At 68.5% G+C, this 14,404-nt stretch carries 14 protein-coding genes; 7 read left to right on the forward strand and 7 right to left on the reverse strand.

The window, feature by feature from the left end:
* Positions 1-46 precede the first annotated feature (46 nt).
* The 4 genes from ABIC66_RS04100 to ABIC66_RS04115 all read right to left on the reverse strand — a co-directional run bounded on the left by ABIC66_RS04100 (position 47) and on the right by ABIC66_RS04115 (position 3,742).
* Positions 47-394, reverse strand: coding sequence for a RidA family protein (locus ABIC66_RS04100; RefSeq protein ID WP_354068103.1), 348 nt, complete (start codon positions 392-394; stop codon positions 47-49).
* A gap of 13 nt (positions 395-407) precedes the next feature.
* Positions 408-2,198, reverse strand: coding sequence for a cation:proton antiporter domain-containing protein (locus ABIC66_RS04105; protein ID WP_354068104.1), 1,791 nt, complete (start codon positions 2,196-2,198; stop codon positions 408-410).
* A gap of 24 nt (positions 2,199-2,222) precedes the next feature.
* Positions 2,223-2,471 (reverse strand): helix-turn-helix domain-containing protein, encoded by a 249-nt coding sequence (locus ABIC66_RS04110; protein ID WP_354068105.1) that lies wholly within the window; start codon positions 2,469-2,471, stop codon positions 2,223-2,225.
* Between the two features lie 149 nt (positions 2,472-2,620).
* Entirely contained in the window at positions 2,621-3,742 is a 1,122-nt protein-coding gene (locus tag ABIC66_RS04115; protein WP_354068106.1) for a Yip1 family protein, read from the reverse strand.
* A gap of 256 nt (positions 3,743-3,998) precedes the next feature.
* On the opposite strand from ABIC66_RS04115, the gene ABIC66_RS04120 reads away from it, so the two are divergent.
* The 6 genes from ABIC66_RS04120 to ABIC66_RS04145 all read left to right on the forward strand — a co-directional run bounded on the left by ABIC66_RS04120 (position 3,999) and on the right by ABIC66_RS04145 (position 11,230).
* Positions 3,999-4,652 carry a DUF2799 domain-containing protein gene (locus tag ABIC66_RS04120; protein ID WP_354068107.1) on the forward strand — a complete coding sequence of 218 codons (654 nt, stop codon included), beginning with the start codon at positions 3,999-4,001 and terminating at the stop codon, positions 4,650-4,652.
* 119 nt (positions 4,653-4,771) lie between these two features.
* Entirely contained in the window at positions 4,772-5,146 is a 375-nt protein-coding gene (locus ABIC66_RS04125) for a DUF2946 family protein (RefSeq protein ID WP_354068108.1), read from the forward strand.
* A 64-nt stretch (positions 5,147-5,210) separates the two neighbouring features.
* Positions 5,211-7,256 carry a TonB-dependent receptor family protein gene (locus tag ABIC66_RS04130; protein ID WP_354068109.1) on the forward strand — a complete coding sequence of 682 codons (2,046 nt, stop codon included), beginning with the start codon at positions 5,211-5,213 and terminating at the stop codon, positions 7,254-7,256.
* 21 nt (positions 7,257-7,277) lie between these two features.
* Positions 7,278-7,757: a copper chaperone PCu(A)C gene (locus ABIC66_RS04135; protein ID WP_354068110.1), complete on the forward strand. Its 480-nt coding sequence runs from the start codon at positions 7,278-7,280 to the stop codon at positions 7,755-7,757.
* 103 nt (positions 7,758-7,860) lie between these two features.
* Complete coding sequence (locus tag ABIC66_RS04140) at positions 7,861-9,996, forward strand: M13 family metallopeptidase (RefSeq protein WP_354068111.1); 2,136 nt, start codon at positions 7,861-7,863, stop codon at positions 9,994-9,996.
* A 160-nt stretch (positions 9,997-10,156) separates the two neighbouring features.
* Positions 10,157-11,230, forward strand: coding sequence for a winged helix-turn-helix domain-containing protein (locus ABIC66_RS04145; protein ID WP_354068112.1), 1,074 nt, complete (start codon positions 10,157-10,159; stop codon positions 11,228-11,230).
* Positions 11,231-11,261: 31 nt separating this feature from the next.
* Here ABIC66_RS04145 and ABIC66_RS04150 read toward each other — a convergent pair whose 3' ends face one another.
* Genes ABIC66_RS04150 through timA form a run of 3 tightly spaced genes read right to left on the reverse strand, consistent with a single transcriptional unit; the run spans position 11,262 to position 13,639 of the window.
* Positions 11,262-11,843: a Smr/MutS family protein gene (locus tag ABIC66_RS04150; RefSeq protein ID WP_354068113.1), complete on the reverse strand. Its 582-nt coding sequence runs from the start codon at positions 11,841-11,843 to the stop codon at positions 11,262-11,264.
* 15 nt (positions 11,844-11,858) lie between these two features.
* Positions 11,859-13,031, reverse strand: coding sequence for a murein transglycosylase A (gene mltA, locus ABIC66_RS04155; RefSeq protein ID WP_354068114.1), 1,173 nt, complete (start codon positions 13,029-13,031; stop codon positions 11,859-11,861).
* Entirely contained in the window at positions 13,031-13,639 is a 609-nt protein-coding gene (timA, locus tag ABIC66_RS04160; protein WP_354068115.1) for a TIM44-related membrane protein TimA, read from the reverse strand. The genes mltA and timA overlap by 1 nt, the downstream gene beginning before the upstream one ends.
* A 145-nt stretch (positions 13,640-13,784) precedes the next feature.
* Between timA and secB the strand changes: the two genes are divergently transcribed.
* Positions 13,785-14,273 (forward strand): protein-export chaperone SecB, encoded by a 489-nt coding sequence (secB, locus tag ABIC66_RS04165; protein ID WP_354068116.1) that lies wholly within the window; start codon positions 13,785-13,787, stop codon positions 14,271-14,273.
* Positions 14,274-14,404: the final 131 nt, after the last annotated feature.

A 14,404-nucleotide genomic window follows, 5' to 3' on the forward strand; every position in this document is an offset into this window, starting at 1 on the left:
TGGCCGCACCTGGAGCGCCCTCCGTGTCGCCATGGATCGCCGCGACCTAGACCGCGGCGATCGCCGTCATCTCCACCGCATAGTCCGGGTGGGCCAGGCGCGCCTCGACCGTCGCCCGGGCCGGCGGATTCTCGGAGTCCACCCAATCGTCCCAAGCCTGGTTCATCGCGTCGAAGCCGGCGATGTCGGCCAGGTAGATGGTGACGCTGACCAGCTTGGCTTTACTGGAGCCGGCCTGGGCTAGGGTGTCGTCCAGCTGGGCCAGCACCTCCCGCGTCTGGGCCTCGACGGACTGGCCTCGGGTCTCCTCAGCGACATGGCCGGCCAGGAACGCCAGGCCGTTGACGACGACGGCGTCGCTCCAGCGGGCGGCCTTGCCGATGCGTTCGATCATGGTCGGAGACTCCCTATCTCAAGCTGGCGTCGCGAAGACGGCGGCGGCGGCCGCCCAAGGCGTCCGGCCGGTTCAGCACCTTGCGGTATTCGTCACGGCGTTCGTGGATCGAGGCGATGACCAGACCCATCGGCACGCCGATGTCGACCAGCACGGCCTCGGATAGCTGCAGGCTGGCCTCGATGGTCTCGGGCACCGCATCCGTGGCGCCCAGTTCGTAGAGCCGGGCGGCGTGGCGGGCGTCGCGGGCGCGGACCACGATCGGCACGTCCGGCCGGGCCCCACGCGCCGCGGCGACCACCGCCTCGGCCGCCTCGGGCGCGTCCATGGTGATGACCACCGCCCGGGCGGTGGCCAGGCCGCAGCGCTCCAGCAGCTCCAGCCGCGAGGCGTCGCCGTAGTAGATCTTACCGCCTTCGCGGCGGCCCTGCTCGACCAGGCGAGCGTCGCGCTCGACGGCGATCCAGGGCAGGTCATGGCGGCCCAGCATGTCGCCGACCAGCTTTCCGACCCGGCCATAGCCGACGACCAGCACCTGGCCCGACGGTTCCGGACCAACCCGGTCGGGACCCGCCATCGGCGCTTCGCTCGTCTGCGGCGCATTGGCCTTGCGGCCGAGACGACCACCCAGGGCCGCAAGGCCGGGGATCAGGAACATGGTCAGGGTCGCCGAGACCAGCACCGCCTGGCCGATGGCTGGCGAGACGACCTTGGCGCTCATGGCGTTGTCGAGCAGCACGAAGGCGAATTCGCCGCCGGCCGCCAGGATCAGGGCCGTCTCGATCGCCGCCTTGCGCCCTAGGCCCATGAGCAGACCACTGCCGAACACCATCGCCGCCTTGACGACCAGCAGGCCGAGCGCGGTGGCCAGGATCACGCCCGGCTGGGCGACCAGCAGCGACAGATCCAGGCGGATGCCCAGCGACACGAAGAACAGGCTGAGCAGCAGCCCCTTGAACGGCTCGATCTTGACCTCGACCTCGTGACGATACTCGGTCTCGGCGAGCAGGATGCCGGCCACGAAGGCGCCCAGGGCCATCGAGAGACCTGACAACGCGCTGACCATGCCCGCGCCGATGATCACCAGCAGACAGGCGGCCATGAACATCTCCTCGCTCTTGGCCTTGGCGACGGACTTCAGCATCGGTCGCAGGGCCAGACGCCCGACCAGCACGATCGCGCCCAGGCCGATCGCGGCGGGGGCCAGGGCCAGCAAGTCCTTCAGCTGAAACGTCCCTTGGCCGCGCCCCAGGATCGCCAGGGTGATCAGGATCGGCGCGACGGCCAGATCCTGGAACAGCAGGACCGAGAAGGTCGCGCGGCCGGCGTCCGAATGCAGCCGGCGCCGCTCGGCCAGAACCGGCACGGCGATGGCGGTCGAGGACAGGGTCAGGGCCGCGCCGATGGTCAGGGCCGCCACCGGGCCCTGGCCCAGCAACATGGCCCCCGCGCCCAAGGCGAGCGAGCAACCGATCACCTGCACCGCGCCCAGGCCAAACACCAGCCTTCGCATCAGGCGCAGTCGCTCCCACGACAGCTCCAGCCCGATCATGAACAGCAGGAACACCACCCCGAACTCGGCCAGCTGGGCGATTTCGTCGGGGTTGTCGACGGTGACGTAGTCCAGCCATGGGGCGTAGGGGATGAACCGGCCCAGGCCGAACGGCCCCAGGATCACCCCCGCCAGCAGGTAGCCCAGGATCGGATTGATCTTCAGGCGCTTGAAAATCGGCGCGACGATGCCGGCGGTCGCCAGGAACAGGACCAGGTCCTTGTAGCTCTCTGGGGATACCTCGTGCGCCACGCGCCCTCCTTGTCTGTCTTGCTTCTAGTCCGGCCGCCTGAACCGCACGCCCGCCCCGGCCTCGTCGGCCGCGACCAGCGACACCCCGCCCGCCTCGATCGCGTCGATCAGGAGGCGTTCGGTGCTATGGTGCAACGCGTGGCGTTCGGTCTCGAAGTCCTTGACCGTGCTGCGCGACACCCCCGCTCGATCGGCGAGTTCGCCCTGGGACCAGTTGATCAGTCCGCGGGCGGCCCGGCATTGCGCCGGAAGGAGAATTTTCGCGTGTGGCATCTGGCGTACCCGGGTTTAGTCACCCATATTGGTTGAGTACGACCTAAAGAGACGACAGTCAAGCGCCGCGCGCCGCGAGGACGCCGCGTCGGACCTGCCGGAATCCTGACACGCGTCCGAGCCGCGCGGCGGCTCGGACGCTTCGCGGGCTAGCGCGCCAGCCCCTCGAGGCGGTTCGCGTCCACCGCCCGCACCGCCTGCTTGAGATCGTCGACATTGGCCGCCGAGCCGCTGGCCTGGACCGAGAAACGGTCGGCGATGACCACAGAATACTTCCCGGAGTTCGACCCCCGGCTCCATTCTTCCGAGGTCAGCCGGCCGTCGATAGTGGCGACCTTCTCGTAGCCGTCGGCGGTCTCCTTGCTGCTGTGCGCGCCCATGCCCGACGCCAGGGCCGACATGGCGCCGATGGGGCCGAGGTCGGTGATCTCCAGCCGGAACGCGTGGTCGTTCTGCTGGTATTCGCCCGTCGCCACGACGATGGAGACATCGCCGGAGCCACTGGAACTGGACTCGACGCTGGACCGCGAATAGCCCGCCACGCTGTCCGGCAGCAGGGCTTTCAGCGCATCGGGCGAGACGGCCTTCTGGGGTTGTTTCGACAGAGCCTCGGCGCGTTCGCTGGCCGCCTGCAGCTGGCCCAGGTCGACCTTATGACCGTTGAGCTCGACGGAGCCGGACACCTTGTCGCCGTGCGCGCCGCCGCCGAGACCCTTGAACCCGGCATAGCCCGCCAGGCCGCCGATCGCGGTGGTGGCCGCGGCGATGACGACGGCGGCCACGATGGCGATCAGGATCGTGACGATGGCATAGCCCGGCGCCTTGTCGGCCGGAGCCTTCATCACCCGGGGCAGGCCCAGGAACAACAGCCAGCAGCCGTAGAGCCCAGCCAGCACGACGATGAAACCCAGGGCGGGAAGGATCTGCAGCACGCCGGCCACCCAGCCGGCCGTGCCGGAATAGGCGGCGACCTTGAAGGCCTGCACGCGGTTCTTCTCGGCGCCGAAACTGGGCGCCAGAGCGTCGATCACCGAGCCCAGCACGAAGGTCATCACCAGCGCGCCGACATAGCCCAGCACCGCGATCGTGATCGCCGCGCCCAGGCTGGGCTTGATCGAGATGCCGAATGCGCCGTGGCCGAACAGCTGTCCGCCGATCAGGCCGGCGACGGCCGGTATCGCGGCGAGGATGCACACATAGCCCGTGAACAGACCGCCCACCGTGGCGGGCTCCCGTTCGATCCTGTCCCATTCGGCGGAGGGCGAGAGCAATATGCCCTTGACCCTGGCCCCCAGACCGGTCCCCGCCGATCCATCCTCAACTACCGACATTTCGCGAACGCGCTCCCATGTGGATCCAGCGCCCGCCCCGACAAGCTTATCTACACATGGTTCGCGTCAAGGTCGAACAACGGTTTTCCGACGGTGCGGGCGTGTTCGAAGGCCATGCCGCCGAACGCCGTTCAGCCACCGTTCACACGGCCAAGCCCTAACCTCGTCCAAGCGCCACCTTGGGGGAGTGTCCGGGATGCATCGCCTCGCCATGCGAAGCCTTCTCGTCGGGGTGTTGGTCGTCGTCGCGGCGGTCGTGACGTCCAGCTGCGCGACCATGAGCAAGGAGGACTGCCAGGTCGCTGACTGGCGGGCGGTCGGTGACCGGGACGGCGGCCGCGGCGCGCCGGCCAGCAAGATCGACGCCTATGGCAAGGCCTGCGCCAAGGCTGGCGTGACACCCGACGCCAGTCTCTATGAGCAGGGGCGCGACCAGGGCCTGACGCGCTATTGCACGGAGGCGAACGGCTTTTGGGAGGGCCGCCAGGGCCGGACCTACGCCAATGTCTGCCCGGCGTCGGCCGAGGCCGAATTCCTGCCGGCCTTCGCCGACGGCGAACGCGTCTATGCCGCGACCCACCGGCTGGAAATGGCCAAGTCAGACCTCAGCATCGCCGACAGTCGCGCCGAGAAGCGCGCGCGCCAGGCGGACGACGTCGAGGAGGAGCTGCGCAATCCCAAGCTCACCGAGGAACAGACTCGCGAGCTGCGCGACCGCCTGGCCCGGCTGCGCCGCGAACGCCGAGAGGCCATCGAGGACGGCCGACGGGCGGAAGCGGCGATCCGCGACGCCGAGATCGAGGTGGACGAGGTGCGGCGGCGCTTGATGCCGCGCTACGGCTACTTCTGACGGCGCGCCGTCCTTAAGGGTCCGCAGCCCCGCCCGCCGCAACTCGTCGCGTTGACCCCACGGCGATCAGGCCCTACCCAAACAGGGTCATGCGCACTCGCCTAGGACCGTTCCGAACCTTGCTCGCCGCGATCGCGGCGATGCTGGCCGTGTGCGTCCAGGTGCTGTCGCCCAGCGCGGCCATGGCCCATGACCTGCGCGAGAGCGGCTCGGCGTTCGTCATCTGCTCGGCCGAGGGCTCCAAGGTCGTCATCCTCGGCGACGACGGCTCGGTCCGCACCGCGCCCGCCAAGGGCTTCATGGGGCTGAAATGCTCCGACTGCGTCGGCGCCGCCCTGGCCGTCACCCTGGACGCGCCGGTTCCGGCCATCGCGCCTGTCCAGTACGCCCAAGTCGTCGAGACGCCGGTCGCCCGCGTGCTCGGCGTGCGCGGCTACGCCCGCGCCCCGCCCCGGCCGCCCAGCCAAGGCCCGCCCCTGTCCCTGAACGCCTGACCTTTCGCCGCCGCGCCGCGTTGAAGACGCCGCGCGCCTCGTCACGTTCTCGGATACCCTCTCCATGTCGCTCGTTTTTCGCCACGCCCTCCTGGGCGCCGCCGCGTTCGCCGTCCTCGCACCCGCCGCGCACGCCGCCGAAGACACCCAGGTCTCGTCGGTCATCGTTACCGCCCGCCTCAATCCCGAGGACCCGCCAGTCGTCGCGGCCGCGCGCCGCCGCCTATCGGAAACGCCAGGCGGGGTCTCGGTAATTTCACGGGAAAGCTACATCGACCGCCAGGCCTTGGCGCTCGACGACATGCTGCGCGATGCGCCCGGCGTCTACGCCCAACGCAAGTGGGGCGGCGACATCCGGATCTCGATCCGAGGCTCGGGCATCGGCAACGCCAGCCATAACCGCGGCCTGCTGCTGGCCCAGGACGGCGTGCCGCTGAACGAAGCCGACGGCTATGGCGACAGCCAGGTGGCCGATCCCCTGAACACCCGCTACGCCGAGGTCTATCGCGGCGGCAACGCCCTGCGCTTCGGCGGCGCCCTGCTGGGCGGAGCGATCAACATGGTCACGCCGACCGGCAAGGACGCCGGCTTTCGGAACCAGGTCCGCCTCGACGGCGGCTCGTTCGGCCTGGCGCGCGAGCATGTCGCCTTGGCTCGCCAGATCGGCGACTGGGACATCTTCGTCGCCGCCACCAATCAGACCAGCCAGGGCTGGCGCGCGCAGAGCCAGCAGAACATCCAGTTCGGCGCGCTCAACATCGGCCGCGCGTTCGGTCAGGACCGCGAGGTCCGCTTCATCGTCAACGGCTCGAACATCAACCAGGAGATCCCCGGGTCGCTGACGGTGGCCCAGTTCGCAACCAATTCCCGCCAGTCGGCGGCCAGCGCTCTCGCCAGCGACCAGGGCCGCAACCAGCGCGGCGTGCGGAGTTCGCTGGCGACCACCTGGCGCCTCAACCAGACCCTGGTCTTTCAAGGCGCGGTCTATGCGGTCTGGAAGGACCTGGACCACCCGATCTTCCAGGTGGTCGACCAGCAGAGCCGCAACTACGGCGCCTTCGGTCGGTTCGACTGGGATGGCGCGCTGGGCGGCAAGCGCGCCGACGCCTTCTTCGGCGCCTGGTTCCGCAGCGGCGACATGGACTCCAACTTCTACCTCAACAACCGCGGGGCTCGCGGCGCGCCGACCTCGCGCACCCTGCAGAACGCCAAGGCGATCGACGTCTTCGGCGAGGGCCGCCTGTTCGTCACCGACCGGGTGGCCGTCGTGGCCGGCGCGACCTGGGGCCAGGCTGAACGGGACTATGCCAGCTTCGCCGTACCGGGCGTCGCCACGACCTTCAACCTGAAGGCCGACAAGACCTACAACTGGATCTCGCCGCGAATCGGTCTGCTCTGGCAGGCCGAGGCTGGAAACCAGCTGTTCGCCAACCTGACCCGCTCGGTAGAACCCCCGAACTTCAGCGCCATGACCCCGACCAACACCGGCTTCACCCGAGTCCGCGCCCAGAAGGCGTGGACGGGCGAGATCGGCGCGCGCGGCCATCGGGGGCCATTCACCTACGATTTGACGCTCTATCGCGCCCGGCTGAAGGACGAGATGCTGCAATATGCGGTGACCTCGTCGATCCCGGCCGCGACCTTCAACGCCGACAAGACCATCCACCAGGGGATCGAGGCGGCGCTGGATTGGGCGCCGGCCCCGCGCTGGCGCCTGCGCCAAACCTGGACCCTGTCGGACTTCCGCTTCAGAAATGACGTCCAGTTCGGCGACAACCGTCTGCCGATCGTGCCGAAGAGCTTCTACCGCTCGGAGGTTCGCTACGACGATCCGCGCGGCTGGTTCGTGGCTCCGTCGGTCGAGTGGTCGGCGAGCAATCCCTGGATCGACTACAAGAACACCCGGACAGCGTCGGGCTATGCGATCCTGAACCTCAACGCCGGCTGGAAGATCACCCCCGCCGTCTCGGTGTTCGTCGATGCGCGGAACCTGGCCGACAAGGCCTATGTGTCCAACACTCAAGCCGCGATCGTTTGGACCGCCACGACCGCCACGCTCTGGCCCGGCGACGGACGCTCCGTGTTCGGCGGCGTCACGGTCGATTTTTGATAACGAGATGAGGAGCCCATCATGACACGTTTGCTGACCACCGCCTTCGCTCTCGCGGCCATCGTCGCCCCGTCCACGACCCTGGCCGACGACTACAAGCTCGGCGCCCTGACCATCCGCCAGCCGTGGAGCCGTCCGGCCCAGGCCGGCATGAACGGGGTGGGCTTTCTGACCATCGTCAACGCCGGCAAGACCCCCGTGACCCTGAAGGGCGCCGAAAGCCCCGCGGCCGGCAAGATCGAGATCCACCAGTCGGCGATGGCGGGCGGGATGATGACCATGCGCCGCCAGGACGCCGGCGTCGTGATCCCGGCTGGCGGCCAGGTCGCCTTCGCGCCGAGCGGCTACCACTTCATGCTGTTAGGCTTGAAACAAGCGCAAGGCGTGGGGCAAAAACTTCCCATAACGCTAGTCTTCGACAAAGGCCGCAAGGTTCGGGTCGAACTCATCGTCCAGTTGACGCCGCCCAGCGGACAGGCGGCGTCGGAGCACGAGCACTGAGAACGGCGTTCCAAAAAATGGGCCACATGAACTTTTTTTAAGGGAGCAAAATTTTCGCGCCGTTGCAGATTGCCGCCAGCTCACACCAACGGACGCGATTTCCATGAAAAGAGTTTGGTTCGGCGCAGCGGCGATCGCCGCCCTGTCGATGTCTGCCTTCGGGGCGCAAGCCTTCGAAACGGGGGCCCACGAACAACATCCCTGCATCGACGACGCCTGCGTCGTGCAATCCCTGCTCCCCTCGCTGGCCGAAGGGGCGGCCTCGGGCGACGTGACCTCCCTGGAATCGCCGCGCTACGGAACCTGGGGCTTCGATCTCTCGGGCATGGACACCTCCGTGAAGCCGGGCGACGACTTCTACAAGTTCGCCAGCGGCGCCTGGGACGCCAAGACGACGATCCCGTCGGACCGCACCCGCTATGGCAACTTCGACAAGCTGGCCGAGCTATCGGAAGCCCGCACCAAGGCGATCATCGAGGGCGCCGCCGCCGACAAGGCCGCGACCGGCGAGAAGGCCAAGATCGGCGCCGCCTACCGCGCGTTCATGGACGAAGCCGCGATCGAAAAGCTGGACGCCAAGCCGATCCAGCCGTGGCTGGACGGCGTCAAGAAGGTCAAGACCAAGGACGAGTTCACCGCCCTGATGGGTCGCAGCTCGGTCACGCCCTACACGACCCTGATCGGCCTGGGCATCTCGACCGACGCCAAGAACCCGCAGCGCTACGCCGTCTACGCCTCGACCGGCGGCCTCAGCCTGCCCGACCGCGACTATTATCTCGACGCTAAGTTCGCCGACAAGAAAACGGCCTATCTGGCCTATGTCGAGAAGATGCTGACCCTCGGCGGCTGGGCCAATCCGGCCGAAAACGCCAAGGCCGTCGTCGATTTCGAGACCAAGCTGGCCGAGGCCACCTGGACCCGCGTCGAGCGCCGCAACCGCGACAAGACCTACAACCCGGCCACCCTGGCCGAGCTGCAGGCGATGACGCCGGGCTACGACTGGAACAAGTATCTGGTCGGCACCGAGCTGCCCAAGGTCGACCGCTTCATCGTGACGACCAACACCTCGTTCCCGAAGTTCGCCAAGATCTACGCCGACACCCCGCTCGAGACCCTGAAGGCCTGGCAGGCGTTCAAGGTGATCGATGGCGGCGCGGGCCTGCTGTCCAAGCGCTTTGTCGACGCCAGCTTCGAGTTCCGCAACAAGACCTTGGCCGGCCAACCCGAGCAGCGTCCGCGCTGGAAGCGCGGTGTCGCCGCGGTCAACGGCATGTTGGGCGAAGCGGTCGGCAAGGAATATGTCGCCGCCTACTTCCCGCCGGAGTCGAAGGCCAAGATGGTCGCTCTGGTCGGCGACATCCGCACCGTCCTGAAGACTCGCATCGACAACCTCGACTGGATGGGCGCCGAGACCAAGGTCAAGGCTCAGGAAAAGCTGACCAAGTTCACCGTCAAGATCGGCTATCCGGACAAGTGGCGCGACTACTCCAAGCTGGAGATCAAGGAAGGCGACGCCTACGGCAACGCCCAGCGCGCCGGGAGCTGGGACTACCGCCACGACGTCGAGCGCCTGAACCAGCCGGTCGACAAGACCGAATGGGGCATGACCCCGCAGACGGTCAACGCCTACTATAACTCGGTCAACAACGAGATCGTGTTCCCGGCCGCCATCCTGCAGGCGCCGTTCTTCCACCCCGACGCGGATCCGGCCATCAACTATGGCGGCATCGGCGGCGTGATCGGCCACGAGATCGGCCACGGCTTCGACGATCAGGGCCGCAAGTCCGACGGCGACGGCGTGCTGCGCGACTGGTGGACGGCGGAAGACGCCGCCAAGTTCAACGCCCAGGCCGCCAAGCTGGGCGCCCAGTATTCGGCGTTCGAGCCGTTCCCGGGCATGCACGTCAACGGCGGCCTGACCATGGGCGAGAACATCGGCGACATGGGCGGTCTGGCCTTCGCGCTGGACGCCTATCACGTCTCGCTGCAGGGCAAGCCCTCACCGGTCCTGGACGGTTTCACCGGCGACCAGCGCGTCTATCTGGGCTGGGCCCAGGTGTGGCGCCAGAAGACCCGCGACGACGCGTTGAAGCAGCAGATCGCCAGCGACCCACACTCGCCGGCCTACTACCGCGTCAATGGCACCATCCGCAATCAGCCGGGGTGGTACGCCGCGTTCGACATCAAGCCGGGCGACAAGCTGTACGTCGCCCCGGAAGACCGCGTGAAGATCTGGTAGGTTCGCCCTATCCGATCGGAAGACGGAGGGCCGCCGGGCGACCGGCGGCCTTTTTCGTGGCCGCGCCACGGCTGGACCACCGCCTTGCCTTTCGCCCGGCCATGCAAGAGTCTCCCGTTTCGGCCGCGCGGCGCGCCGGGTCCCACGAGGTTTCTCCGACTTGGCTTCCGGCGGCTTTCACTTCGAACGGTTCAACCTCGATCTCGCCGATCGCCAGCTGACTCGCGACGGCGTCCCCGTCACCCTCAACGCCCGCTATTTCGACGCCCTGGCCCTGTTGGTGCGCGAGCATGGCAAGCTGATCACCAAGGACCGGTTCCTGGACGAGGTGTGGGGCGGCGTTCCGGTCACCGACGAAGCCCTGACCCAATGCGTCCGCACCTTGCGCAAAGCGCTCGGCGACGACGCCAGCGCTCCGCGCTTCATCCAGACCGCGCCCAAGCACGGCTATCGGTTCATCGCGCCGATCGTTGGCATCGAGGCGCCGGCGGAGGCCGCCGCGGCCCGCGCGCCTTCCCCGTCCAATCACCCCGCCTGGCGCGGAACCCTGCTGCTCGGTACGGCCGGAACGCTGGGCGCCGGCTTGGCCGGCGGGCTGGGCGGACTGTTCTACGGGCTCGTGGGCGCGGCCCAGCCAGGGGCGAGCGCCGTCTCGGCCCTGCTGGTGCTGCTGTGCCTGACCGTCGCCATCGCCCTGGTCGGCGGGGCCGGCGTCGCGTTCGGGATCGCGACGGGCGAGGCCCTGCCCGGCCGGTCATCCTGGTGGCGCGGCCCGCTAGGCGGCGCGATCGGTGGGCTGCTGGTCGGGGCCATGTTCAAGCTGCTGGGCTTGGACGCTCTGACCCTGCTGTTCGGCCGCGCGCCGGGCGGGATCACCGGCGGGCTCGAGGGCGCGGCCCTGGGCGCGGCCGTGGGCCTGGGCGCCGGACTGGCCCGCCGCGCCTCGGGCGGATTTCCGTATCGGATCGCGCTGGCCGGGCTGGTCGGCGGCATTGCCGGCCTGGTCATTCCGCTGCTGGGCGGGCGCCTGCTGGGCGGCAGCCTCGACCTGCTGGCGCACAGCTTCCCGGACTCGCGCCTGCGCCTAGTCGGCGTGTTCGGCGAGCACGGCTTCGGCCCGATCACCCAGGCCCTGACCGGCGCGCTCGAAGGCGCGCTGTTCTCGGCCGGTCTGGTCGGGGGACTGCAGGCGGCGCGGCGATGGGCGGGCGAAGTAACGGCGCGAGAGACCTAGGGGGCGTCGAGCGGGAATCCGCCTTCGACCCTCAACCCTTCCGTTTCAGCGCCACATACAGCGCCCCCTCGCCGCCGTGCCGCTGGTCGGCGGTCGACACGCCGGCGATCATCTCGCGCACGGCGGGCCCGGCCAGCCATTCGGGCGTGCGCTGCTTCAACACGCCATGCCCGATCTTGCCCTTGCCGGTGATCACCAGCACCGCGCGATGGCCGTCGTCATAGGCGCGGCGGATGAAGCCCTCCAGCGTCGCCCGCGCCTGGTCCTGGTCGAGGCCGTGCATGTCGAGCCGAGCCCCGATCGGGTCGTGTTCCTTGACGATGCGGCGCTTGCGATTGGGCTCGATGCGATCGGCCGGGTTCTTGAGGACCTTCACCGGTGCCGGCTTGAGCTCCTCGGGGCTGACCCGCAACGGCGCGATCGAGGCCAGGTGGGTCGGCTGCTCCAGCGGCAGGGCCGTGGCGCTCTTCACCGGTCGGATCCGGGCCTTGCTGCGCATCTTCTCGGGCTTTTCCGGGGCGCGCGGCGTCACCGTCGAGGCGACGAGCTTCCAGAGGCGGCGGTCGTCCTCGGGCCCCATTTTCGCTGGAGGGGGCGGCGGCTTCTTGGCCACGTCAGGGCGTCCACATCAGCGTTGGGGGACGAGCCGGTAGAGACGCAGGGCGTGGCGCACGCGACCGGCCTCGGCCCCGGCGGCCGGACCCGAGCCCATATAGAGATCGGCGCGGACCTCGCCCTTGATCGCCCCGCCAGTGTCCAGGGCCACGGCCAGGCGGCGATAGGCCGGAAATGCTCCGGCCAGCTTCGGCGCGGCGGCATCCAGCCAGTAGAGGCCGCCCATGGCGTGGCGGCTGGGATCGACGGCGATGGCCCGACCGGCCGGCAGCGGCACGCCGGCGGCGCCGACAGCCTCCTGGCCGTCGTCAGCGGTCATTTTGAAGAACACGTAGCGTGGGTTCAGCTGCATGATCGCGTCGGCCTCCGGCCCGCGATGCGCCGCCAGCCAGCTCCGAATGGCGTCGCCGGAGGTGTTGTTGTCGGGCAGCAGGCCCCTGTCGCGCATGGCGTTGGCGATGCCCACGAAGGGCCGGCCATTCGAGCCGGCGAACGCCGCGCGCACCCGGCGGCCGTCGGGCAGCACCAGGACGCCTGAACCTTGGATCTGCAGGAAGAACAGTTCCTCGGGCCGCATCCAGGCCAGCGGCTTGTCGGTCGGGGCCGCCTCGATGGCGGCGCGATCCGGATAGGGAACGAAGGTCGGGCCCTCGACGTGGCCGGTGATCTTCTTGCCGACGAAGGCGGGCTCGAACGCGCCCAGGTCCAACACCACCAGGTCGGCGGGCAGGCCGCGCACGGGAACGCTGAACTCGTCGTTGCGCGACATCCGCGCGTCGTATTGCGGAGCGAAATAGGCGGTTAGCAGGCCTTCGTCACCGACGGGCTCGGGCCGGAAATTGGTCTCCAGGAACAAGCGCGCGCTCGACTCGTCCTGGACGATGGCGGCGCGAGCCCGATCGCAGACCCGCGACATCGCCGGATCCTTGGAGACGCCGCAACCGGCGCGAAACGCGTCGAGCGCCGCCAGGTGATCCTCCTGCGACCAGCCCGCCAGGCTGGAAAACGACAACGCGGTCGGCGGCAGGCTCGAACTCGGCGGCGGCGCGGTCGTCACCGGCGGCGGCGCGGTTGTTCCAGTCGCCACGGGCGGAAGCGGCGTTATCGAACTGGCGCAAGCGGTGACCAGCAGCGCCGAAGCCAGGGCCAGCGGCCTGAGGAGGGACGAGGTCGAGACGCGGATCATCACGCCTCGGCGGCGGCCACGAATGAGAGCTGCCAGTTCGGATTGGCGCTTTTGACCTCGCGCTCGAAGGTCCAGAGCTCGGCCGTTCGGCGATCGTCGACGCCTTCGCCGCGTTCGTCCTTGGTGCGGGTGCGCACCTCGGCCAGAATCCGCACCACCGCCTTGGCCAGGTCTCCGGCCACGTCGATGCGCTCCAGGTCCAGACGCGGCGGCGTCAGGAATTCGATCTTCTCGGTGCGGCCAGCGGTCTCGCGCGCGACCATGGCCTGCTCGAAATTGCTCATCACCTCGGGGGCCAGCAAGGGCTTCAACGTCTCGCGATCGCCCTCGGCATAGGCTCTGACGATCTGCTCATAGGCCGAGCGGGCGCCGGCCAGGAACTTGGTCGGATCGAAGTCGGGCTGCTTGGACTTCAGCGCCGCCACGCCTTCGGTGCGCAGGGCGGGATGGGCGTCGACCGGCGCGCTGCCGCCTCCGGACTGCGCCGTGACGGCGGCGTCTTCGGGCTGGCGACCAACCCGGCGGCCCAGGGTGGCGTAAAGCTGGTACAGGACGACCGCGGCGACCACGGCGAGGAACAGGATCTGGAGCACTTCAAAGTCCGGCAACGGGCTTTTGGCCCTGATGATCATGTCTATATAGGCGAGACGCGTTCTCTCGTCAGGCGCCTAGCGTTGCGCCTGACGGGCCCCCATGGTAGCAGCGCCCACCATTCTTCAGGCGTTCTAGCCGCCGATTACGGATTTTATCCTAATGACCGACACGACCGCCCCCGAGGCGACTTCGGAAGCGACCGCGGGACAATCGGGCATCCGCATCCTGGCCCAGTTCGTTCGTGACTTCTCGTTCGAGAACCCGCTGGCCCCCGACAGCCTGCGCGCCGGCGCGGCCCAGCCCGCGATCGATATGGGTGTCGAGATGAACGCCCGCGGTCGTCCCGACGGTCTGTTCGAAGTCGATCTGAAGCTCTCGGCCCGCGCCCTGCGCGAGGAGCAGGCCGTGTTCCACGTCGAAGTCGTCTATGGCGGCCTGTTCCACATCGAAGGCGTCACCGAGGAAGATCTCGAGCCGGTGCTGCTGATCGAGTGCCCGCGCTTCCTGTTCCCGTACGCCCGCCGCCTGATCTCGGACGTGACGGCCGAGGGCGGTTTCCCGCCGTTCCTGATCGATCCGATCGACTTCGCCGGCGTCTACGCCGCGCGCAAGGCTCAGGCCGAAGGCCAAGTCGTCGGCAACGCCTAGGATTTTAGGCGGTCGTGATTTTGGAGAGGGCTCGATCGAAAAAGGTCGGGCCCTTTTCTTTTCCCAAACAATAACATGTCATCCCGGACGCGCTCGCGCGATCCGGGATGACACGGATTTTGTTGACCAAT

It is taken from the genome of Caulobacter sp. 1776, from assembly GCF_040545685.1.
Lineage (GTDB): Bacteria > Pseudomonadota > Alphaproteobacteria > Caulobacterales > Caulobacteraceae > Caulobacter.